The sequence below is a fragment of the Fluctibacter halophilus genome (assembly GCF_020687825.1).
GTDB lineage: Bacteria > Pseudomonadota > Gammaproteobacteria > Enterobacterales > Alteromonadaceae > Fluctibacter > Fluctibacter halophilus.
This window is the reverse complement of the sequence record NZ_JAJEWP010000008.1, coordinates 43,138-64,547: the sequence shown is the minus strand read 5'-3', so window position 1 is coordinate 64,547 and position 21,410 is coordinate 43,138. Positions and strand designations below refer to the sequence as shown.

At 51.7% G+C, this 21,410-nt stretch carries 19 protein-coding genes; 3 read left to right on the top strand and 16 right to left on the bottom strand.

The window, feature by feature from the left end; translation table 11 throughout:
• Positions 1–19: 19 nt before the first annotated feature.
• On the bottom strand, positions 20–331 hold the full coding sequence (locus tag LJ739_RS18415; protein ID WP_229162985.1) for a hypothetical protein: 312 nt from the start codon (positions 329–331) through the stop codon (positions 20–22).
• Positions 332–464: 133 nt separating this feature from the next.
• Here LJ739_RS18415 and LJ739_RS18410 point away from each other — a divergent pair, with 133 nt between their 5' ends.
• On the top strand, positions 465–1,037 hold the full coding sequence (locus tag LJ739_RS18410; RefSeq protein ID WP_229162983.1) for a uracil-DNA glycosylase family protein: 573 nt from the start codon (positions 465–467) through the stop codon (positions 1,035–1,037).
• On the opposite strand, the gene LJ739_RS18405 is transcribed toward LJ739_RS18410, so the two are convergent.
• Positions 1,034–3,280, bottom strand: coding sequence for a bifunctional diguanylate cyclase/phosphodiesterase (locus LJ739_RS18405; RefSeq protein WP_229162981.1), 2,247 nt, complete (start codon positions 3,278–3,280; stop codon positions 1,034–1,036). The genes LJ739_RS18410 and LJ739_RS18405 overlap by 4 nt on opposite strands.
• 211 nt (positions 3,281–3,491) lie before the next feature.
• On the opposite strand from LJ739_RS18405, the gene LJ739_RS18400 reads away from it, so the two are divergent.
• Positions 3,492–4,397: a TIGR03899 family protein gene (locus LJ739_RS18400; RefSeq protein ID WP_229162976.1), complete on the top strand. Its 906-nt coding sequence runs from the start codon at positions 3,492–3,494 to the stop codon at positions 4,395–4,397.
• 32 nt (positions 4,398–4,429) lie between these two features.
• Here the strand turns inward: LJ739_RS18400 and LJ739_RS18395 are convergent, their stop codons facing one another.
• The 11 genes from LJ739_RS18395 to purE form a co-directional block, all read right to left on the bottom strand.
• The gene (locus LJ739_RS18395) at positions 4,430–5,185 is read right to left on the bottom strand and encodes a phosphoadenylyl-sulfate reductase (protein ID WP_229162972.1); all 756 of its coding nucleotides are present in this window, start codon (positions 5,183–5,185) and stop codon (positions 4,430–4,432) included.
• Positions 5,178–6,887 carry an assimilatory sulfite reductase (NADPH) hemoprotein subunit gene (cysI, locus tag LJ739_RS18390; RefSeq protein WP_229162969.1) on the bottom strand — a complete coding sequence of 570 codons (1,710 nt, stop codon included), beginning with the start codon at positions 6,885–6,887 and terminating at the stop codon, positions 5,178–5,180. Before cysI ends, LJ739_RS18395 begins: the two co-directional genes overlap by 8 nt.
• Positions 6,887–8,701 carry an assimilatory sulfite reductase (NADPH) flavoprotein subunit gene (locus LJ739_RS18385; protein ID WP_229162968.1) on the bottom strand — a complete coding sequence of 605 codons (1,815 nt, stop codon included), beginning with the start codon at positions 8,699–8,701 and terminating at the stop codon, positions 6,887–6,889. Before LJ739_RS18385 ends, cysI begins: the two co-directional genes overlap by 1 nt.
• Positions 8,702–8,809: 108 nt before the next feature.
• A complete protein-coding gene (locus LJ739_RS18380) occupies positions 8,810–9,568 on the bottom strand; it encodes a TIGR04219 family outer membrane beta-barrel protein (RefSeq protein WP_229162967.1) in 759 nt (252 codons plus the stop codon).
• Positions 9,569–9,571: 3 nt separating this feature from the next.
• Entirely contained in the window at positions 9,572–10,564 is a 993-nt protein-coding gene (locus tag LJ739_RS18375; protein WP_229162966.1) for a DUF2333 family protein, read from the bottom strand.
• A gap of 3 nt (positions 10,565–10,567) precedes the next feature.
• Positions 10,568–11,020, bottom strand: coding sequence for a copper chaperone PCu(A)C (locus LJ739_RS18370; protein ID WP_229162964.1), 453 nt, complete (start codon positions 11,018–11,020; stop codon positions 10,568–10,570).
• A 114-nt stretch (positions 11,021–11,134) separates the two neighbouring features.
• Complete coding sequence (locus tag LJ739_RS18365; protein ID WP_229162962.1) at positions 11,135–11,464, bottom strand: hypothetical protein; 330 nt, start codon at positions 11,462–11,464, stop codon at positions 11,135–11,137.
• A gap of 45 nt (positions 11,465–11,509) precedes the next feature.
• Positions 11,510–11,716 (bottom strand): PspC domain-containing protein, encoded by a 207-nt coding sequence (locus LJ739_RS18360; protein WP_229162960.1) that lies wholly within the window; start codon positions 11,714–11,716, stop codon positions 11,510–11,512.
• Positions 11,717–11,770: 54 nt separating this feature from the next.
• Positions 11,771–12,430 (bottom strand): phage shock protein PspA, encoded by a 660-nt coding sequence (gene pspA / locus LJ739_RS18355; protein ID WP_229162958.1) that lies wholly within the window; start codon positions 12,428–12,430, stop codon positions 11,771–11,773.
• A gap of 296 nt (positions 12,431–12,726) precedes the next feature.
• Positions 12,727–13,866 carry a 5-(carboxyamino)imidazole ribonucleotide synthase gene (locus LJ739_RS18350; RefSeq protein WP_229162956.1) on the bottom strand — a complete coding sequence of 380 codons (1,140 nt, stop codon included), beginning with the start codon at positions 13,864–13,866 and terminating at the stop codon, positions 12,727–12,729.
• Positions 13,863–14,354: a 5-(carboxyamino)imidazole ribonucleotide mutase gene (gene purE / locus LJ739_RS18345; RefSeq protein ID WP_229162954.1), complete on the bottom strand. Its 492-nt coding sequence runs from the start codon at positions 14,352–14,354 to the stop codon at positions 13,863–13,865. The genes LJ739_RS18350 and purE overlap by 4 nt, the downstream gene beginning before the upstream one ends.
• A gap of 296 nt (positions 14,355–14,650) precedes the next feature.
• Here purE and nhaA point away from each other — a divergent pair, with 296 nt between their 5' ends.
• The gene (gene nhaA / locus LJ739_RS18340) at positions 14,651–15,814 is read left to right on the top strand and encodes a Na+/H+ antiporter NhaA (protein ID WP_229162953.1); all 1,164 of its coding nucleotides are present in this window, start codon (positions 14,651–14,653) and stop codon (positions 15,812–15,814) included.
• On the opposite strand, the gene LJ739_RS18335 is transcribed toward nhaA, so the two are convergent.
• The 3 genes from LJ739_RS18335 to rho form a co-directional block, all read right to left on the bottom strand.
• Complete coding sequence (locus LJ739_RS18335) at positions 15,788–18,562, bottom strand: ATP-binding protein (RefSeq protein ID WP_229162951.1); 2,775 nt, start codon at positions 18,560–18,562, stop codon at positions 15,788–15,790. The two genes, nhaA and LJ739_RS18335, sit on opposite strands and share 27 nt — an antisense overlap.
• Before the next feature lie 22 nt (positions 18,563–18,584).
• Positions 18,585–19,868 (bottom strand): amidohydrolase, encoded by a 1,284-nt coding sequence (locus LJ739_RS18330; protein WP_407646817.1) that lies wholly within the window; start codon positions 19,866–19,868, stop codon positions 18,585–18,587.
• Positions 19,869–19,984: 116 nt separating this feature from the next.
• Positions 19,985–21,250: a transcription termination factor Rho gene (gene rho / locus LJ739_RS18325; RefSeq protein ID WP_229162949.1), complete on the bottom strand. Its 1,266-nt coding sequence runs from the start codon at positions 21,248–21,250 to the stop codon at positions 19,985–19,987.
• Positions 21,251–21,410: the final 160 nt, after the last annotated feature.

Sequence of the window (21,410 nt, the reverse complement as noted above, 5' to 3'; positions counted from 1 at the left end):
CATCCTCCCGCAAGAGGAATTAACGGTCCGCACTCACCATTGCGATGGCTTGCTGCTGTTGCTCCTGATGGGCAACAATTTCAATCAACATGTGTTGCGGGAAAAAGGTCGCTGTCGCCATGGCATTGTCATTGATATCCGCCACTGAACGCTGAAACGACATCTGCATCTCGCGGTACTCTAGATTCTGTTCGATGTTGGTCTCCACGCATTGGGCATCAACCGACAGGGTGTCTTGTTCAACACACGCAAACAGATTTTCAGCACCGTGAGCTGGCAAACAAAGGGCGCCTGCAAAGACCAATAACGGTGTCAAAGCTCGAATTCGCATAGTTTAACTCCTCATTAATGGATCGCGACAACGTGCTGCGAACCTAGGATCAATCTAGCAAGGGGCCCCGGAAAAGACAAATCACAGTTTTGTGACAGTATTATGACAATGGCAAATTTTTTATAGGTTTTTAATGACTAACACTATTCCAGATGAGATTAAGCGCTGTCAGCTGTGCGCGCAATTCTTGCCTTGCCCGCCACGGCCGGTATTGCAATATTTGCCTACAGCGCGAATTGTGATTGTCGGCCAGGCGCCAGGAAAACGTGCCCATGATTCAAATACACCGTGGAACGACCCGTCCGGGGATAGGCTCAGAGACTGGTTACAGCTTTCAAGAGAGGTATTTTATGATGCCAGACAAGTGGCATTGGTACCGATGGCATTTTGTTATCCGGGACGAGGAAAAAGTGGCGACCTACCCCCCAGTACCACCTGCGCCCCAACCTGGCATGCTGCCTTGATGGCAGCGCTGCGTGATCCTTTGGTGCTGTTGGTGGGTCAATATGCGCAAGGTTACTACTTGCAAGATAAGCGAACGTTAACAGAGAGGGTCAAGCACTGGCAGGATTACCAAGGTCAAGGTCTGGTATTGCCACATCCGTCACCGCGCAACAATATCTGGCTGCGTCGTCACCCCTGGTTTGAACAACAAGTGTTGCCGCAGTATCGTCAAAAGGTTGCTGCGGCCCTGACCCAAGGCTAGTTGCCAACCTCTTTGTGCTGTTCAAGGAATGTCAGTAAATCGGCAAATGGCATGGGTTTGGCGTACAGGTAGCCCTGCGCTTCATCACACCCCAGCTTGAGCATATAACTGGCTTGCTCACGCTTCTCAACACCTTCGGCAATGGTTTGTAAGCCAAGACGATTACCCAAGGTGACAATCGTTTCTGCAATGAACGCGCTCTTACCCGGCATGACTTCATTGACAAACGACCGGTCGACTTTGAGTCTGTCCAGCGGCAGTTTCTGCAGATAGCTCATGGACGAAAACCCGGTTCCAAAATCATCTATCGCGATGGTCACCCCAAACGCCTTCAAGGCTTTGAGCGATTCGATCACGATCTGCGGTTCATCCATGACCACGCTTTCGGTGATTTCTAGCTCCAGCGAGGCCGGATCAATCTGATGATTTACAATCGCGTTTTTAATGTAATTGACGAAATCCGGGTCACGGAATTGCGGCATCGAGATGTTAACCGCCACACGTACATCGTTATATCCCTTGTCATGCAGTTGTTTGAGCTTGCTGCAGGACTCGTCAACCACCCATGCACCGATATCGATGATCAAACCGGAATACTCTGCCAACGGCACAAACACCGCCGGAGAAATGTACCCACCATCCGGTGAAGGCCAGCGTAGCAAGGCCTCCATACCAACGACTCGTTCACTGACCAAATCGACCTGTGGCTGGTACCACAACTCCAGTTTCCGTTCCGCAAAGTCGGTTCTCAGCTGACGGATCATGCCCAAGCGCCAGGTGGTTTTCTCTTCCATCTCCGGCTCGTAATAACTGTAGTTGGTGGTGAGATCTTTTTTCGCCCGGTTCAGGGCGATATTGGTCTGTTTCAGAATGGTCAAGCCGTCGGTGGACTCTTCGCTGAGCCGGCATAATCCGATGGTGACATTGATCGGCAAGGTATGATCACCGGCCTTAAATGGGGATACAAAGACTTCGCTGAGGCGTTCTGGATTCACATAAGTATCGTCACCAACGAAGCCGAAAATGTCGGCCCCGATACGCCCCATGTTGATCTTGTCATCAAAACGCTCAATCAGACGATCAGCAACTGCAATCAATAAACTGTTACCGGCATCCTGCCCTAAGCCATCGTTCACATCGGAAAAATGATTCACATCCACCAACGCGACGGTTTGCCCCATGCCAGCACGGTTACCTTTTTTAACCTGATCGAGCATGTTAATGAATTCATTGCGGTTAGGCAGTTTAGTCAGCCAATCCCTGAACGCCGCGTTACGCAGTTGATGGAACAGATTGACGTTTTCATAACCCACTGAAATGCTCGACAGGAAAACCTCGATCAATTGCTTATTGATAACACTGATTTCGTTGCCGATTTCTAAAAACACCGCAGCTTCATAGCCAGAGCTGTTCATATACAGAACACTGAAATCAGGCTGGAAGACATGGGTCTTGTCTTTCAGGCATTGGGTCACAAACGCGATGATGCGTTCATCATGTAAGGTTTCAATACTCTCGTTGATATACCGGGCGAAGGGTCCCGCCGCACCGAGCACATAAACGCCGTCATCATCTTTGTCGAGCACCGATCCGGCCCGTGCGCATACAACGCCGCCTGCATCCAGGCCAATCAACGAACTGATCTGTGTCACTACCCCTTCACAAAACCCTTTAATCGAGTGCTCTTCAAGCAGGTTGGCCGCTGAACCAATAATTTTTTCCAGTCCAAGGCGGCTTTGATTGATGGTCAGGATTTGTTGGTAGGAGCGCAGCGAAGAAATGATGGTGGTTACCAGCTTGCTACGGGTCAGTTCCGTTTTGGTTTTGTAATCATTGATGTCATATTCTTTGATGACATTTTCTTCTGGCGCATAGCCTGGCTGCCCGGTGCGAAGAATGATCCGCGGTTCAGTGATGGCCAGCTCTTCACGCATTTTTTTGGCCACTTTCAGGCCAGCGTCATCGGTTTCCATCACCACATCAAGCAGGATAATGGCCAGACTGCTGCCCATCTCCTCAATGATCTTCAACGCCTCACTGCCCGAGTAGGCATGATAGAACTTGAGCGGCTTGTCATTGAGCATCAGATCCGATAACGCCAGTCGTGTTACCGAATGGATTTCCTCGTCATCATCAACAACCAGAACGTTCCAATGGCCTTGTTTAACCTCAGGCGCCTCTGCTGCTTCTTCTTCCTCAAGAAAAACCAGTTCATCGTTGTCGTAATCAGAAGATCCTGTCATGCAACTGTCCGTCCGCTGTTGGCGCTTATTTGCGCGCATTGTGGCTACATCATAACCATATCCTAATATCTCGAAAAGAAAAATACCAAGAACAGAAAGTCTGTCAGAATGCGCGCTGAAATGATCGGCATCTGCCACTAAAATTGCTGTTGTTCAGGCCGACACACAAGGTACACTGGGTACAGCGAGAACAGCCTTGAACAGAGCCGCCATGAAGATTGAAGGGCAACCCCAAACGCCCATCCCAGCGCCCACGCAGACCACGCGCAAGAGCCAGCCCAAGCATGGCGAGAAAACGACGCCCCGTACCAAGGCCAAAGAAGCCGTCGACAGTCAGGGTATGCAGTTGCGTATTACACAGTGGTTTGCCAAGGCCGGCATTGCACCGATTAACGGTTCAGGTTGGGACGTTGAGGTCGACAAACGCTTGCGTCGACATCAGCGCATCAAGGCACAACAACGGATGCATAATCTGGAACGTATTCTCGACCTTGCCCTGGACTTCAGTCTTGAATCAGGGCGCCAGGAAAACATCGATGCGGACTGGTTCTTCAGTTTCGTGGCGCTGGCAGAAAATATTCATTCCTCCGCGATGCAGGAGTTATGGGCCAAAATCTTTGCCATGGAAATCAGCCGTCCCGGGACTTTTTCGCTGCGTACCCTGAAAGTGCTGCAGGACATCACCCATCGTGATGCTTCCATGCTGCGTATTGCCGCGGGCATGGTGAGTCGTAAAAAAGGTGAATCGTCGCCCAAACTATTGTTTGGGTATTACCAGAAGCCCAGCGCCTGGCAGTGGTTCACTACCCCACATCAACACCAGCTGAACCTCGCTCAGTACGGTCTGGCATATCCGAATTTGCTGTCGTTGATGGATTTAGGGCTGATTTACAACAGTGAGATTGAATCCGCTGAACTGGACACGGGAACCCGCAGTGAATGGCGGTGTGGTAACGAATCCTTGCACCTGACTCCCAGGCATCGCGGTATCGCATTGAATTACTATAAGTTCACGCCCACCGGCAGTGAATTGTTCAATCTGTTGCACAGCCCGGCCAATCAACCCTATCTCGAGGGACTGAAAGGCCTGCTTGCACAAGCGTTTGAGGTCAATTAATACAACCGTCAGTGGCCCTCCTGCTGTGGGGGTTATATTCCATCGCCAAATTCGTGCAGTCCACACTCTCGCTTCATGCCAAAGAAACGGGTGTCCTGCTCACGCATGCCCTCTTCCAGAGAACGGGTCGTATGCCAGTCTCCGATAGACACATAGCCCTGTTCCCACAGCGGGTGATAAGGCAGGTCGTTGGCCTGCATGTATTGGTGCAGATCTTTGTTGCTCCAATTGATCACCGGATACACTTTTAGCTGTGACGCCAGTTGCTGTACCACCGGCAATTTTTCCCGGCTATCCGACTGACTTCGACGTAAGCCAGCGAACCAGGTTTTCGCCTGCAAGTCAGCCAGTGCACGCTGCATAGGCTCGACCTTGTTCATTTGATTGTATTGCTCAATACCGTCCAGCCCCTGCTCCCACAGCTTTCCGTAACGGGCTTCCTGCCAAGCACCGGACAGTGGTGCACGATACACCTGCAAATTGAGCTTCAGACGTTCAGCCAGTTGGTCTACGAACTGATAGGTTTCCGGGAACAGATAACCGGTGTCGGTCAAAATGACCGGAATATCCGGGTAAGCCTGGGTCAGCAAATGCAGCATGGCTGCTGACTGGGCACCAAAGCTGGACGACATAACAAATTCGCCCGGCAGGTTATCCAGCGCCCAGGCAATTCTCTGCTGCGCCGTCTGCTGTTCAAGACGCTGATTCAGTTCCGCTAACGCTTGCGGTTCAAACGTTGGTCCCCTGCGTCCGGTGTCAGCAGTGGTGTCGATGGCCAGGTTAGTCATAAAAGTCCTTAGCCGAATCGATCACCGGCGCAATGATTCCGGCACGCACAACGAAATCGCCGAAGCCTTCTCCCGACTCGCGCTCTTTGGCCCAACGGCCCAATAGCGTGTCCAGTTCATCAAGAATGGCTTGCTCAGAAATGTTTTCCCGATACATGCGAGGTATACGGGTACCCTCTCGGTTGCCACCCAGGTGCAGGTTGTATTTTCCAGGTCCTTTTCCGACCAACCCGACTTCAGCCAACATCGCCCGGCCACAGCCATTGGGACAACCGGTAACGCGGAAGATGATGCTGTCCCCTGACAGACCATGCTTGTCCAGTAGTGCTTCGATGTCCGTCACGGCATCCGGCAAGTAGCGTTCTGCTTCAGCCATTGCCAAGGGGCAGGTCGGCAGCGACACACACGCCATCGAGTCCAGGCGTTGCTGACTGACGCCGTCCTGGATCAGGCCATGTTTGCGCGCCAGCTCTTCAATCAGCGCTTTGTTCTCTGGTCTTACACCAGCCACAATCAAATTCTGATTGGCGGTCAGACGAAAGTCGCCGGTGTGCACTTTGGCAATTTCGGCACAACCGGTCTTCAATGGCTTACCGGGATAATCCAGAATTCGGCCATTCTCAATAAACAAGGTCAGGTGGTAATTTCCATCAACCCCTTCAACCCAGCCGATACGATCGCCCCGGCCGGTAAATGTGTAGTCCCTGGAAGGAGCAAATGCGATATCCGCCCTACGCTCAACCTCCGCCTTAAACGCATCAACACCGACGCGCTCCAGGGTGTACTTGGTCTTGGCATTTTTACGGTTTACCCGATTGCCCCAATCCCGCTGGGTACCAACCACCGCCGCGGCCACGTCGAGGGTTTTTTCCAATGGAATAAAGCCAAAGTCGGTGGCTTTGCGAGGGTAGGTTGAAGTATCGCCATGGGTCATCGCCAGGCCGCCACCGACCAGCACGTTAAAACCGACCAATTGGCCATCTTCAGCAATGGCAACGAAGTTCAAGTCGTTGGCATGCACATCGACGTCATTTTGCGGCGGAATCACCACGGTGGTTTTAAACTTCCGCGGCAAATAGTTGTTGCCTAAAATGGGTTCTTCGTCGGTGGTCTCAAGCTTCTCGCCGTCCAGCCAGATTTCGGCATAGGCGCGGGTTTTAGGAAGCAAGTGCTCACTTATCTTTTTCGCCCATTCATACGCTTGTTGATGCACCTCAGATTCAACTGGGTTTGAGGTGCACAATACGTTGCGGTTCACATCACCCGCGGTGGCAATTGAGTCAATCCCGACGCTGTTCAGGGTCTTGTGCATCAGCTTAATATGGGGCTTCAACACACCGTGAAACTGAAACGTCTGTCGGGTGGTCAACCGGATACTGCCGTACAGCGAATGGGATTCGGCAAACGCGTCGATGGCCAACCATTGCTCAGGGGTGATAATGCCGCCCGGCAACCGTGCCCGCAGCATGACATTGTGCAAGGGTTCAAGTTTTTGCTTGGCACGCTCGGCCCGAATGTCACGATCATCCTGCTGGTACATACCGTGGAAACGGATCAGCTGGAAATTGTCTGCGGTAAAGCCGCCGGTCAAATCATCTTTTAAATCGTCAGCAATGGTACCGCGCAGGAAATTGCTTTCGCCTTTGATTCGCTCGTTGTCTGACAACGGGCCTTCAACGGTATATTTGTTGTTGTCAGTCATCAGTAAACATCCTTCTGGTAACGCTTCGCTTTGCGCAACTCTGTCACATAAGCCTCGGCAGCCTCACGATCCAGGTTGCCATGTTGTTCAACGATTTGAACCAAGGCGTCATGTACGTCTTTTGCCATGTGTGTAGCATCGCCACAGACGTAGATGTGGGCGCCATCCAGCAACCACTGGTAGACGTCAGCACCGTGCTCCAGCAAACGATGCTGCACATAAATTTTTTGTTCCTGATCGCGGGAGAAGGCCAAGGTGATTTTATCCAGCACCCCTTCTTTGACAAATCGCTGCCACTCGGTCTGATACAGGAAGTCCTGGGTAAAGTGAGGATTGCCGAAAAACAACCAGTTTTTCCCCTCGGCATCCTGCATTTCACGCTCTTGCATAAACGCTCTAAACGGCGCGACGCCAGTACCGGGACCAATCATGATCACCGGAGTATCGGGGTTTTCAGGTAAACGGAAGTTGTCGTTATGTTCAACAAATACCTGTACTTCGGCACCTTCTTCCAGACGCTTGGCCAGGTAACCGGAGGCGCCCCCCTGATGAGTATGTCCATGGGCTTCATACTCGACCAAAGCAACCGTCAGATGAACTTCGTCTTCTACCTCTGACTGGCTGGAGGCAATGGAATACAAACGGGGCGTGATACCACGCAAACTGTCCACCAGTTGTTGGGCTGACACCCCTTCTGCGGTGTGTTCTCGCACGATGTCGATGATCTGGCGTGTTTGCAGATATTCCCGCAACGCCCCTTTGTCCGCCAGTAAGGCTGCTAAGTCATCGGACTGAACCGTTGCCTGATAGGCCGTCACGAAGGTCGGGTAGCTTTGCGTCAGTTCGAGCCGCTCCACCAACGCTTCCTTAACCGTCAACTCATCATCACCAAGGCGTACTGTCTCTTGCGCATCTATTGCCAACAACGTCAGCAGGTCATCAACCATGTGAGGATCATTTTTGAACCAGATCCCCAATGCGTCTCCAGGCCGGTACTGAATGCCGGATCCTTCGAGGGATATTTCGATGTGTCGGATATCCTTGCTGGAATCCCTGCCAGTGATTTTCTGCGCTTCGGACAGGGTTGCCGTAAACGGGTGTTTCTTGGTGTACGTCTGGCTCGCCACACTCAACCCGACAGGGCCACTGGGCATGGCTACAACCTGCGATGAGGGTGCAGACAAGGCATCTTTGAGATCAGCAATCAGCGCCTCACCAAAGGCCTCGGTAGCGCTGTCATAATCAACATCGCAATCCAGACGAGGCTTGATCGCAACCGCGCCAAGGGCGGCCAGACGTTGATCAAAATCTTTTGCCGTTTGGCAGAAAAACTCATAGCTGCTGTCACCCAAGCCAACCACGGCATATTTCAGATCAGCGAGCTTTGGCGCTTTCTTGCTGGCCAAAAACTCGTGCAATGCCATGGCATCATCGGGTGGCTCACCTTCCCCATGGGTACTGACGACGATCAGCAGGTGGGTCTCATTCTTGATCTGCTTGGCTTTGTAGTCCGCCATGTTGCTCAGCGTGACTGCATAACCCGCCGCCTCAGCCAGCGCTTTGTAGCCGCTGGCAACGCCTTTGGCATTGCCGGTCTGAGATCCATACAGGATGGTCAGCGAGGCACTGGTTGCCGCCTCGGATGTCGGTGCAGCTACCACTTGCTGAATCGGTGTCTGGGCAAGGCCTGCCAGATACCCACTGAGCCACGTCAATTGTTGTGGATTGAGTGGCGAAATGGCCTGATTAATTTGATTCCACTGGCTATCACTGAGCACAGCGGGCGGCACGGCCGCCGGATTGTTGGAAGACATATACGCTAACCTTAACTAATACGGGGCTAAGGTTAGCGAGTCTTTTAAATAACAGGAAAGAATAAATTCAAATTTTTTATTACCGAATGAACTTAAGCGTCAGCCGGTTCAGAAATGCACTTCCAGGCCAACAAAGGGCCCATCAAAGTCCAGATCTGAATAAATATTGTCCAGGTCGTCCAGTTCCATTTGAATTTTCCGGTAACCCAACTGAAGGTTGGCATCGACTGCAGGGTTCTCCACCAACTCATAGGTAACGGCCAGTTGATAATCCTGCAATGTGTGATCATCTACTGACAGGAAGCTACCCTCCGCACCCAATGAAAAGCCGGTGCCCGGCAAGCCAAATGAGATGCGTGAGTACAACATCGGTACGAAACCAGAGAAAGACTCCTGACCGTCCAAGGTAGGATCTGACGTGTCAACAACCAGGAAATCACCGTCAACATACTTGGCATTAAGCCCGAAATCCAATGACAACAAGTCGTTGTCGAACAACTCGTAATAGAGCACCACATCGGTACTGGTCAGAGTAACATCCGTCATGACCTGTGATTGACTGACAAACACCTGGTCGCCGAAGGTAAAGCTGCTCGACAAGGTTGTTACCCCATCGGTATCCATGCTCGTGCGTTGCACTTTTATGTTCGGGATACCGGGGATCGGATGCTCCAATGCCACGTACAGGTTGTTGCGCGTGGCATCGTCGAAATCAAATTCGGTGATGGTGCTGGTATTCGCATACCCCCCCGAGGCATCCATTTGCCAGGCCTGGGCCCCCGCGTAGATGCCAAATACGGTGTCACTGTACGCAGCACCGCTGAACAACAGCGTCGCTGCAGAGAGCAAAAGTGTGTGCTTTTTCAACGTTTATCCTTGGTTTAACAGCTCTGTAAGCTCAATTAAAGCAGCATTTGCACGGGAAATATAGTTCGCCATCACTAACGAATGATTGGCCAACATACCAAAGCCACTGCCGTTCAAAATCATCGGTGACCAGACCGTTTGCTGGGTAGCTTCCAATTCGCGAATGATTTGTTGCAGACTGACTCGGGCGTTTTTCTTCTCCAACACCTGGGCAAAGTCGACCTCTACGGCTTTAAGGAAATGAATCAATGCCCAACTGGCACCTTTTGCTTCGTAGAAATTGTCATCCAGTTTCCACCAGCTGGTTTTGTCGATCCGTTGCGACGGTGTTGGTGTGGACTGGCGTGCTTCTGCATCACCGGCAAGGTCGGTGTTGAGGCGTTCCTGGCCGACACTGGCGCTGAGCTTCTGAGACAGACTACCAAGCCGTTTTTCGACTTGCTTTAGCCAATCACGCAGGTTATCCGCGCGGGTATAGAACTGGGCATCACCGTCGGCACGGTCGGCCAGATCACGTTGATAGCGCATCAACTGTTCGAGCGCATCGCCATAGGCCGATTCTGCCGAAGGAATGATCCACGAACGGTGATTAATGTTCAGGTTTGGCTGCGCTTTAACAAGGTGTGGGTTCTCAATCGACTGGGACTGAGAACGACTGAAATCTTTACGCATCGCCAGCGCCAGGTCGCGCACCATTTCCAATGCGCCAAATTCCCAGGCGGGCATATTGTCCATCATTACACTGGGCGGCATCACATCGTTGGAAAGATACCCTCCAGGCTTTTCCAGCAGGGTTTCGGTCACCGTGATCAGGGTATTGGTCAGTGTGTAGCCCGTGACCACCTGCTCCTGGTGCTGTGCCGCGCGCTGCTCTGCTTCTGCCCGCACGTCAAACGTCGACGGTGCGAAACTCCAGTACACTGACAGCAGCCACAGCAAGACGACCACTGCACCGGCGGCCAATGAGATCCATCGTGTATTCCACGTCAAAGACATACGTTACTCCTCGTGATGACCATGGTGTTCCTGACTGACAGACTGACCAGGCCGTACCGCCGTTGCCTGAAACGCAAACGGCGTACCTTTGTCAGTATACACCGTAATTGTCACCGACTGCCCCGGCGTCAAAGGCTCGCGAACACCAAACACCATTAGATGATAGCCTCCAGGCTGGAATGCCTGAGAGCCCTGAGCGGGAATGGTCAGACTGTCCTGTTTTTCCATCCGCATCATGCCGTCGTGCATAACATGACTATGAATTTCAATCCGCTGGGCGATGTCGCTCTCGGCGCTCACCAGCACCAGGGGAGCATCGGTATCATTGTGCAGTGTAAAATAGGCTGCGGTATTAGGCACGCCAGGCGGCAACACCCGAATGTGCGCCTGTTCAAAATGCACATGTGCTTTTGCGCTTAGCGTCATTAATGCCAACGCGGCAATCCATTTTTTCATATCATTTCCCCTGACCTTGGTAAGAGGATTATTCAGAAAAACACCTTCGATGGCTACGGAAATCAAAAAAAAAGCCACCGGGTCTTTAGGACCCGGCAGCACCAGGGAATGGATTTACGAGTGTGCCGGGCCTTTGCGCTTTACCAGCCAGACGATAATCGCCAATAACAACAGCATAGGCCAAAAAACACTCAGTCCTGCGACCAACAGACCAACCATCACTGCACCAATGGCAAGCACAATGGCGCCGACCACACTCAGTGCGATGACAAATCCAACAACTGCCATGATCACGCCCGCCAGAGTCACGCCAACCACTGATTCGAATGGCGTCAGGGTGTGGTCATCCACGTTGATGCCAATATCAAACCCTTCAGCGGCGATGAAACCAAAGCTGTAACTCAACAGCAGCGCCAGTAATACCACTATCGCGAACGTTCTCATGGTCTTCTCCTGTGATGGATGTTCTTCTCAGCCGTGAAGCTGTGTTTAATAATTTCGTGAGGGCAGCAACACCACACCCAACACGTAAGCCAGTGCAACGGCAACCGGGACGAACAGGAAAGCCGCGATGGCCACCCCACGAACCAACCATGGTTCTTGTCCGAAATAGCGTGCTACACCTGCACACACCCCGGATACCATGCGCCGAGCGGTGTCTTTGTATATCCGTTGTGTATCAAATACGCTTTTCATACCTTACTCCTCAGCTTGCCGTCGGTGGCGGAAACCGCTACCGACGGAGAACAATTAGGCTACTTTTTTACGCAGCGCTTCGAGTTCCTGCTCAACCGCATCGTTGGCTTCAAGGGCAGCAAACTCATCCTTCAACGTTGAGCCACTGGACACCAGGTCATAGGCATCAGCTTGTGCTTCGAGGTCATCGATTCGACGCTCGTAGTGTTCGAAGCGCGCGATGGCATCATCAATCTTCTCAACATTCAATTTACTCTTGGCTTTCAGTCGCACCGTGGCAGATTCCTTGCGTACCTGCAGGGACTTCTGCTTGGCTTTGGCTTCTGCAAGCTTTTCATTCAACCTTGCACTGTCATCCTGCAGTTTGGTCAGCCCTTCTTCTACCGTGCTAAGTTCATCGTTCAACGTTTGCACGTTCGCCTGGCATTGTTGACGCTCGACCAGCGCTGCCCGTGCCAAATCTTCGCGACCTTTCTGCATCGCCAGTTCGGCTTTTGCTTGCCAGTCGTCTGACAATTGTTGCTGTTTGTTGAGCTTGCGGGTCAACTCTTTCTTGTCTGCTAATCCCCGTGCTGCGACAGAGCGCACCTCAACCAGCGTTTCTTCCATTTCCTGTACCATCAGACGGATCACTTTGTGCGGGTCTTCTGCTTTGTCCAGCATTGCGTTGATGTTTGCCTGAATGATGTCGGTCATACGTGAAAACATTCCCATGATTTGTTCCTCCACATGCTAAATCGGTAATGTGCGTTGCACGTTGCAACTTGCATTAACCTTTTCAATTGCTGTGCCAACTCAGGCAAATATTTTAAGCTACTGTTTTATATGGATATTTTTAAAATCAGGAAAACAGGCAAATGTGCCAGTGTATTTTGAAGTGAAATGAATTTGGTGAAATTGACGAACTGTGTGGTCAATTTGCTCATTAAGAGAAACGGAACCGAATAGCGAGTGAATATTGCGGGTGGCACCAAGCTGAAACAAAGGGTTTCAGGCCGGTACCACAACCACTAGAGAGACTGTAGTCGCTGGGCTTCGGCGACAAGTTTAGGAAAATGCTCCATCGGCAGATAGCCGGATAGCTTTTCCAGACGGGCTCCCAACGCTGCATAGCTCTCAGCACTGACATTGATGTGTCCCATCTTACGTTTTTTACGCACCGACTTGCCGTACCAGTGCAGATGACACTCGGGAATACTCAACAACTGCTGAGAAAACTCTTTGCAACCGATGATGTTGATCATGGCACTGGGTCGTAACGCAGCCGTGCAGCCGAGTGGTAAGCCACAGATTGCCCGAATATGGTTTTCGAACTGACTGGTATCGGCTCCCTGCATCGACCAGTGACCTGAGTTGTGCACCCTTGGCGCAATCTCATTGACCAATAAACGGTCATCGACCTGGAAAAACTCCACGGCCAGCACGCCCACATAATCCAGTTCAGTGGCAAGTGCAGTAAATGCCTGTTGTGCCTGAGTTGTCAACGCTTCGGTAATACCCGGTGCTGGCGCCAACGACACATGCAACTGCCCCTGATAGTGCAGGTTTTCTGCCAACGGGTAGAACTGACAGCGTCCTTTTGCATCCCGAACACCGACCAGGGATAACTCACGACTGAAATCAGCCATCTGCTCCACAACCAGGGGAACCTTGTTCAGATCTAACTCGGCCAATGCGGTTTTCAATCCGGCGAGATCAGCCGCTTGGGCCAGCCGCCATTGTCCATAGCCATCATATCCATCTCGACTGGCCTTGAGTATGAGACGCTCCCCCAACGCCGCTACCGCTTCCTCCAATTGCTCAACATCCGTGACAATGCGGTGAGCACAATTGGCGATCCCCAGGCGTTCCAGCAAGCGCTTTTCGCGAACGCGGTCGGCACCGGTAAGGATCGCTTCAATGCCGGGTTTTAATTTACCGCTCACGTGGGCCTGTTCCAGAAGGTGTTCCGGCACGTGCTCAAACTCCACCGACAATACGTCGGCTTCTTCAATCGCCTGTGACAATGACATGCCCGCCGGCAACTTACTGATCGGATCTACAACCGTTTCTGACCCGACGTCGACGGCCTGTACTTCAATTCCCATAGGAACAGCTGACAGAGCCATCATTCGTGCCAACTGACCGGCACCGTATATCAGTACCCTCATTCAGGTAGCTCCAACTGACCATTGGCCAGCACCGTCTCTGTTTGTTGCTTCCGGAAGGCTTTTATTGCGGCAGCAACGTCCGGTTCTTGCAATGCAATGACCTGGGCGGCCAGTAAACCCGCATTTGCCGCACCTGCCTCACCGATTGCCAGCGTTCCCACAGCGACACCTTTGGGCATCTGCACGATAGACAACAAGGAGTCCAGCCCGCTGAGCTGACTTGAACGGACGGGAACACCAAACACTGGCAAGTGTGTGTGAGCGGCAATCATTCCAGGCAGATGAGCTGCCCCCCCGGCACCCGCAATGATCACGTCAATGCCGTTATCTGCAGCGGTTTCAGCAAATTCTGTCAACAGATTGGGGGTTCGATGGGCAGACACGACTTTGGCCTCGAAAGGTACGCCAAGTTGTTTCAGCATGAGTGCTGCTTTTTGCATCGTCGGCCAATCAGACGTTGAACCCATTACTATCGCCACTTTTGGCATAATCACTCTCCAGAATCTTACTGCAGTCTTGATGAATGTGGTTTACTCGTTCAGACCGTAATGTTTGTTATGCGGCCTGACCGGCTAAAAAGGGGGCAGATTGTAGCCCAAAAGTGCGCTAACCCCAATACTCTGGCATCACCAAGCCGCTAAACACTGTCGATTTCGCAACGAATCTGCTAAAACATCGCTTGACCTTATTGTTTTTGCCCACATTTACTATTCTCACAATGCGTCCTTAAAAAGCTATCAATATCAATGACGCACGGTATTCACCATCACATTTGAGGAACCCCATGATCAATGAATTTCTGAAAAAGGAGTCGGCCAGCGGGATACTGCTGATGATCGCAACGGCACTGGCAATGATTGCTGCCAATACGCCGTTTGCTGCGCAGTGGTACAACCAACTGATTGATCTACCGGTCATGTTTCAGGTTGGCGACTTGATCATCAACAAACCTTTGTTGCTGTGGATCAATGATGGCTTGATGGCAGTGTTCTTTTTTCTGGTCGGTCTGGAGCTGAAGCGGGAAATTCTCGAAGGCGAATTGTCTGAGCCGCAAAAAATCATATTGCCTGCGGCAGGCGCAGTAGGGGGAATGCTGGTACCTGCGTTGTTCTATGTCTATTTTACCTGGGACAATCCGGTGGCGCTGGCGGGCTGGGCCATTCCTGCTGCAACTGACATCGCTTTCGCGCTGGGCATTCTGGCCCTGCTGGGAAGCCGGGTCCCTGTCAGCCTGAAAGTATTTCTGGTTACCCTGGCAATCATCGATGATATCGGCGCCATTGCGATCATCGCCCTGTTTTACACCGAAAACATCTCTCAGGGCCCGTTGATTGTTGCCGCGGTCTGCCTCGCGATTCTCACGTTTCTTAACTTGCGCAATGTGCAAAGCGTACCGTCCTACATCCTTCTCGGCGCCGTATTATGGGTGGCAATGCTGAAGTCAGGGGTCCATGCCACGTTGGCGGGTGTCATGCTGGCGTTCTTTATTCCGATGCGTGACCCGGATCAACCGGAAAAATCTGCGCTGAAGGATTTGGAGCACAACCTTCACCCTTCCGTCAGCTTGGTTATCCTGCCCGTGTTTGCGTTTGCCAATGCAGGGATTGATTTGTTCTCTATCAGTATTGAATCCCTGTATCACCCGGTGACCCTGGGGATTATTCTGGGACTGTTCGTTGGTAAGCAACTCGGTGTGTTTGTATTTGCCAAGCTCGCGGTCATGCTCGGCTGGGCAAAATTACCGGAAGACATCAACTGGAAACAATTGTACGGCTGCGCCATCCTTTGTGGTGTTGGTTTCACAATGAGTTTGTTTATCGGCTCTCTGGCGTTTGAAGAGACCGGCAATAACCAAATCGCCGATGAGCGACTGGGGATATTGATGGGTTCACTGGCGTCGGCCGTGTTTGGTTACTTCTGGTTACGCAAGACCGCTGTCGACCAATAATCGCCACAGCGTCTCCAGCAATGCCTGTTTGTTGACCGGTTTTGACAAATAGGCATTCATGCCGGCTTCCAGACATGCTGCACGGTCTTCGCTAAACGCGTTGGCCGTCAGCGCCACCACCGGTACGCGCTGGTTTACCCCGTCCATTTCCCGCAACCGACGGGTTGCAGTTAACCCATCCATGTTCGGCATCTGACAATCCATTAACACAACGTCAAAGCGATGGGATTGAAGCGCTTCCAACGCCTGAAGGCCGTCCTTCGCTCTGACGATCCGTATTCCTTGATCAGACAGCATATCGAACAGAATTTCGGCATTGATGTCGTTGTCTTCAACCAATAAACAACGTAACCCGCTGGGCAATCGCAGGCTGGAGGACTCGGTGACAAGCTGTGCCGGCGGTTCGCATGCCGTAAACGGGATACTGACACGAACCTGAGTGCCCTCCTCAACCCGGCTGGACAGGGTGATATGTCCGCCCATCAGCTCTGTCAGTGCCCTGCAAACGGCCAGCCCCAATCCTGTCCCTCCGAAAATCCGGGTAGTGGAAATGTCGGCTTGTGAGAACTCATCGAAAATGTGCTGTTGCTGGTCGTCCGGTATGCCAACACCGGTGTCAGAAACGGTGATCTGAGCCCCGCCATCAGACCAACTCAGTTGCAATTCAACGCGCCCTTTGTGAGTAAATTTTATTGCATTACTGATCAGGTTATTCAGGATCTGGCCCAGACGGGTTTCATCGCCGACCACCCACGGCGGCACATCCTTGTCAATGTCAAGCAACAGGTCTATGCCTTTGGTTTTGGCGGTTTGCTGATGCAGTCCAACCACCTGTTGAACGGTTTCGAAGAGGTTAAACGGGATATGTTCCAGCGCCATCTTGCCGGCTTCAATTTTTGACCAGTCAAGGATGTCATTAATGATGTGCATTAACGCATCGGCGCTACGGGCAATGATATCGACCTTGTGACGGCTGTTATCATCCAATGGCGCCTGAATGAGGTTCTGACAACTGCCGATGATGCCGTTCATTGGGGTGCGAATTTCATGGGACATATTGGCCAAAAAGCGTGATTTCGCCTCACTCGCCTGGTTTGCCTGCAGCAGTGCCACTTCTAGCGATGCCGTTTTCTCTTCAATACGCTGTTCCAGCACATCGTTCAGTTCGCTGAGTTGCTGATTGAGTTCCAGTTGTTGCTCCCGCCCCGCGCGCACTTCATCAAACAACTGGACGATGCGCAGACGTAATTGTTCGAAACCCTGCTCCAACGCCGCGATCTCAGTAAGATAGGACGGTAGTGTTTGTCCACTGCCAGCGACAGAAGGATTAGAGGGATCAAAGTGACGAAATTGTTCCATCAACCCCTTCAATGGCTGAGACAAAATGCGGGCGACAATATGACTGACAAGGTTTGCTGCCACCGTCAGTAGTACCATCAGCACCAAAGCAATCATGATCCGGGTGGCAATTTGCTCTGCAAATTGGGCCCTGGGATACAACTTGATAACCCGCCAGCCCTGAACATTTTTATTGCTTGAAGCAGTGATCCATTGTTGCCCGTTCAACACTTTGGTGTTGGCTGCCGCACAAGCCTCGCAGTCAGCCAAAGACAACGGCGAAAGTGGCGGTAAATTCAGCGCATCAGAGGCAAATACCACATTGTCTGCCGGATCGATGATCAGCATTTCGACACTGACATCATTTTCACGGGCGTCGTATTGTTTGAAGCTCGACAGGTCGAGAGAGCCCTCAACGATGCCGCGGAACCCCAGCGTTGGATGAATGACCGGCGCAGAGACTGCAACAATGGGATCATTGCCAAACCCTCTGCCCTGCAAGGCATGTGATACATACGCGATACCGGTATCGCGAGGAAAGGTAAAATAGTCACGGTGGGCGACGCTAAGCTGACCGACCTGCTCCGCTTTTTCAACCAGCGCGGCGGGATATGCGTGAGCTATCAGCCCTTCAGCATCAGTGGTGAGCAAGGTCAGGAATGCCGGATATTGTTCCGCCAACTTGCCAATCACGGATTGTTGACTGTCGGGATATTCTGTCACCACGCCAGCTGCGATTCGTATCCCCCGTAAATGACCATCGAGAAAGTGCTCAAGCTGGTCATTGACAACCCGCGAACGCTGATGAAGATAGCGCTCAAGGCTGGCTTGATGTTGCTGCAAGTCGTAACCCAATCCGACGTAGGTGATAGCCACCGTTGAGAAAAAAAACAGTCCGGTAAACACATAACGAAACAGAAACGTCATATTGACCGGCGGTATGTCGTTTCTGGCCCAGATAAGGCAATAGCCTAAATACAGGAATTGCCCTAACAAGGTGATAGCCACCCCATTGGTCAGGTCTGTGAGTAATGTTCCGAGCCTCTCGAGTGTCACTCCCTGAGGAGTGAAGACCGCATATATTGGCACGGCAATCACTATCACCAACACCCAATACACCAGTGTCACGCGCACCGGACGGCTCAGTTCGCGCTCAAAACAGGTAACACTCAACAGTACCGGCTGTACCAGAAACACCCACACCATCCAGGACTCTGATGGCAGTAAGGGCATCAGTGCCGCGACACTGACCAGCAATGCGCCCCAAACACCAAAGCGCAGCGCTGCCACTACAGCAGCGCTGAAACCAATCGCAAAGGTCGCATCGGAGGAAAACGGTGCCGGCAGCAGGTTGCCGGCAACCCCCAGTAGCGCCAGGATCAGCAGAGAAAAAATGTCTCTGGCTACCATGACACCTCGTTCCTTGCTCAGATCATTCCCCGTACTGCATGTAATCGAGGGTCAGGTTAGTCAATAGTTTCACGCCTGTGATCATGCCACTGTCATCCACGTAAAATTCCGGAGTGTGGTGAGCAGGCGCTTGTGAAGCCGGCACATCCAAGGGTTTTCCTCCTACCCATAAATACAGGCCTGGCACTTTTTCCTGAAAGAAAGAGAAGTCTTCTGCACCGGTCACTGCCTTGCTGTACAGGGCATTTTCCTCTCCAACGGTACGGTGCAAGGTAGGCAACATTTTGCTCATCAACGCCGGGTCATTAAAGGTGATGGGGTAATTGTAATCCAGCGGCAAGGTCACCTCGGCTTGCGCACGCATACTGTCAGCAATGCCTTTTACTTTGCGCGGCAGCGCTTCATAGATGTGATCACGAGACGCCTGATTCAGGGTCCGAATGGTCCCCACCAGTTCGACTTCATTGGGGATAATATTGGACCGGTTGCCGCCATGAATAGAGCCGATGGTAATCACCGCCGCATCATCAATCAGTTTCAACTCTCGGCTCACGATGGTTTGCAAGCCCATGATGACCTGAGCAGCAGTCGTGATAGGGTCAACACTGAGCCAGGGATAGGCGCCATGGGCCTGTTTCCCCTTAATCACCACTTTAAACGGATCCACAGCAGCCATGGTGCCACCTTCGCGGTAACGCACTTTGCCAACATCAGTATTGGCACTGATGTGCAAGCCAAAAATAACGTCCACATCCGGGTTTTTCAGCACCCCTTCTTTGACCATAACTTCAGCACCGCCTTTCTCCCCTGCCGGTGCACCTTCTTCAGCCGGTTGAAAAATAAATTTCACCTTGCCACGCAGCTCATCCCGCTTGGCGGTGAGAATCTTTGCCGCCCCCATCAACATTGCCATATGGGTATCATGACCGCAGGCGTGCATGACCGGAACCTCATTACCGTTGAACTCTCCCCGCTGGGTCGACTTCCAGGGCAAATCATTTTGTTCAGGCACCGGCAGGCCGTCCATATCAGCACGTAGCGCTACCGTTGGACCTGGCTTGCCACTGTCCAGAATCGCCACAACACCGGTCTTGGCAATGCCCGTTTGCACCTCCAAACCCAACCCTTGCAGGAACTTGGCTACATACTCTGCGGTTTTATACTCGCGGTTTGACAGTTCCGGATACTGGTGTAGGTGATGTCGCCATTCAATCACCTGAGGATTGATGTCTTCTGCCATGGTTGCCACATCAGCAGCCGTTGCAGACAGTGAAAGTGTTGCAAGTGCAAACAGCACGGTTTTCATGTTGTTGATCCTTTCCGAGTTAGGTCAGTCCTAACGCTAAACCCAATCGGCCGACGACGCAAAAAAAAATCCGCTGTCACCTTGCGGTGAAGCGGATTTTTCAATCCTAAAAAAGGTTAACTCTTCTGACGCTTCATCGCATCAAAGAATTCGTCATTGGTTTTGGTCATGGCCAACTTGCCAATCAGGAATTCCATTGCGTCAATTTCCGACATTTCATGCACGATTTTACGCAGGATCCACATTTTCTGTAGTTCTTCCTGAGACGCCAGCAGTTCTTCACGACGGGTACCACTACGGTTGAAATCAATCGCCGGGAATACACGTTTTTCCGCAATCTTACGATTCAGGTGCAATTCCATGTTGCCGGTGCCTTTAAATTCTTCGTAGATGACTTCATCCATCTTCGAACCGGTATCAATCAATGCCGTGGCGATGATGGTCAGGCTACCGCCTTCTTCCACGTTACGTGCAGCACCAAAAAAGCGCTTCGGTTTATGCAATGCGTTAGCGTCCACACCACCGGTCAGTACTTTGCCCGACGAAGGGATAACCGTGTTATAGGCGCGGGCAAGACGGGTAATAGAATCCAGCAGGATTACCACGTCTTTTTTGTGCTCAACCAGGCGTTTGGCCTTTTCAATCACCATTTCTGCGACTTGAACGTGGCGGCTGGCCGGTTCATCAAAGGTAGACGCAACAACTTCACCCTGGACCAATCGCTGCATTTCCGTGACCTCTTCAGGGCGCTCGTCAATCAGCAATACCATCAATTCACATTCTGGGTGATTGGCAGCAATCGACTGGGCAATGTTCTGCAGCAACAGTGTTTTACCGGCTTTGGGTGGCGCAACGATCAAGCCACGTTGCCCTCTGCCAATAGGAGATGCTAAATCCAGCACTCGGGCAGTAATGTCTTCCGTACTGCCATTGCCACGTTCCATGCGCAAACGAGAATTGGCGTGTAAAGGTGTGAGGTTTTCGAACAGAATCTTATTGCGGGAGTTTTCAGGCTTGTCGAAGTTAACTTCTCGGATCTTTAGCAGTGCAAAATATCGTTCGCTGTCCTTCGGTGGCCGTATCTTCCCGGCAATGGTATCACCGGTACGCAAATTGAATCGGCGGATCTGGCTGGGCGATACATAGATGTCATCAGGACCTGCCAAATACGAAGAGTCTGCGGAACGCAGAAAGCCAAACCCGTCTTGCAGGATTTCCAGCACACCATCACCAAAAATGTCTTCACCGCTTTTTGCATGCGCTTTGAGGATAGAGAAGATGATGTCTTGTTTACGGGCCCGGGCCATGTTTTCCAGGCCCATTTCTTCCGCCAACGCGACAAGCTCGTTGATCGGTTTATTCTTAAGTTCCGTTAGGTTCATATCGGTGGGTCTTGTTAATTGAAGTCGTGCGAATTACCGCGATGTTTGTTTTCAAGAAAGTTTGAATGTTACGTAATAAATCTCTGATTCGAGCGAGAAAAAGATGCGTTCAAGGCTTGAACGGTTAAAACTTAGCACCAATTCCCAAGCCCGTCTAGTT

Coding starts and splice junctions, on each gene's coding strand:
- LJ739_RS18415 (WP_229162985.1), bottom strand. CDS start 331: ATGCGAATTCGAGCTTTGACACCGTTATTGGTCTTTGCAGGCGCCCTT.
- LJ739_RS18410 (WP_229162983.1), top strand. CDS start 465: ATGACTAACACTATTCCAGATGAGATTAAGCGCTGTCAGCTGTGCGCG.
- LJ739_RS18405 (WP_229162981.1), bottom strand. CDS start 3,280: ATGACAGGATCTTCTGATTACGACAACGATGAACTGGTTTTTCTTGAG.
- LJ739_RS18400 (WP_229162976.1), top strand. CDS start 3,492: ATGAAGATTGAAGGGCAACCCCAAACGCCCATCCCAGCGCCCACGCAG.
- LJ739_RS18395 (WP_229162972.1), bottom strand. CDS start 5,185: ATGACTAACCTGGCCATCGACACCACTGCTGACACCGGACGCAGGGGA.
- cysI (WP_229162969.1), bottom strand. CDS start 6,887: ATGACTGACAACAACAAATATACCGTTGAAGGCCCGTTGTCAGACAAC.
- LJ739_RS18385 (WP_229162968.1), bottom strand. CDS start 8,701: ATGTCTTCCAACAATCCGGCGGCCGTGCCGCCCGCTGTGCTCAGTGAT.
- LJ739_RS18375 (WP_229162966.1), bottom strand. CDS start 10,564: ATGTCTTTGACGTGGAATACACGATGGATCTCATTGGCCGCCGGTGCA.
- LJ739_RS18370 (WP_229162964.1), bottom strand. CDS start 11,020: ATGAAAAAATGGATTGCCGCGTTGGCATTAATGACGCTAAGCGCAAAA.
- LJ739_RS18365 (WP_229162962.1), bottom strand. CDS start 11,464: ATGAGAACGTTCGCGATAGTGGTATTACTGGCGCTGCTGTTGAGTTAC.
- LJ739_RS18360 (WP_229162960.1), bottom strand. CDS start 11,716: ATGAAAAGCGTATTTGATACACAACGGATATACAAAGACACCGCTCGG.
- pspA (WP_229162958.1), bottom strand. CDS start 12,430: ATGGGAATGTTTTCACGTATGACCGACATCATTCAGGCAAACATCAAC.
- LJ739_RS18350 (WP_229162956.1), bottom strand. CDS start 13,866: ATGAGGGTACTGATATACGGTGCCGGTCAGTTGGCACGAATGATGGCT.
- purE (WP_229162954.1), bottom strand. CDS start 14,354: ATGCCAAAAGTGGCGATAGTAATGGGTTCAACGTCTGATTGGCCGACG.
- nhaA (WP_229162953.1), top strand. CDS start 14,651: ATGATCAATGAATTTCTGAAAAAGGAGTCGGCCAGCGGGATACTGCTG.
- LJ739_RS18335 (WP_229162951.1), bottom strand. CDS start 18,562: ATGGTAGCCAGAGACATTTTTTCTCTGCTGATCCTGGCGCTACTGGGG.
- LJ739_RS18330 (WP_407646817.1), bottom strand. CDS start 19,868: ATGAAAACCGTGCTGTTTGCACTTGCAACACTTTCACTGTCTGCAACG.
- rho (WP_229162949.1), bottom strand. CDS start 21,250: ATGAACCTAACGGAACTTAAGAATAAACCGATCAACGAGCTTGTCGCG.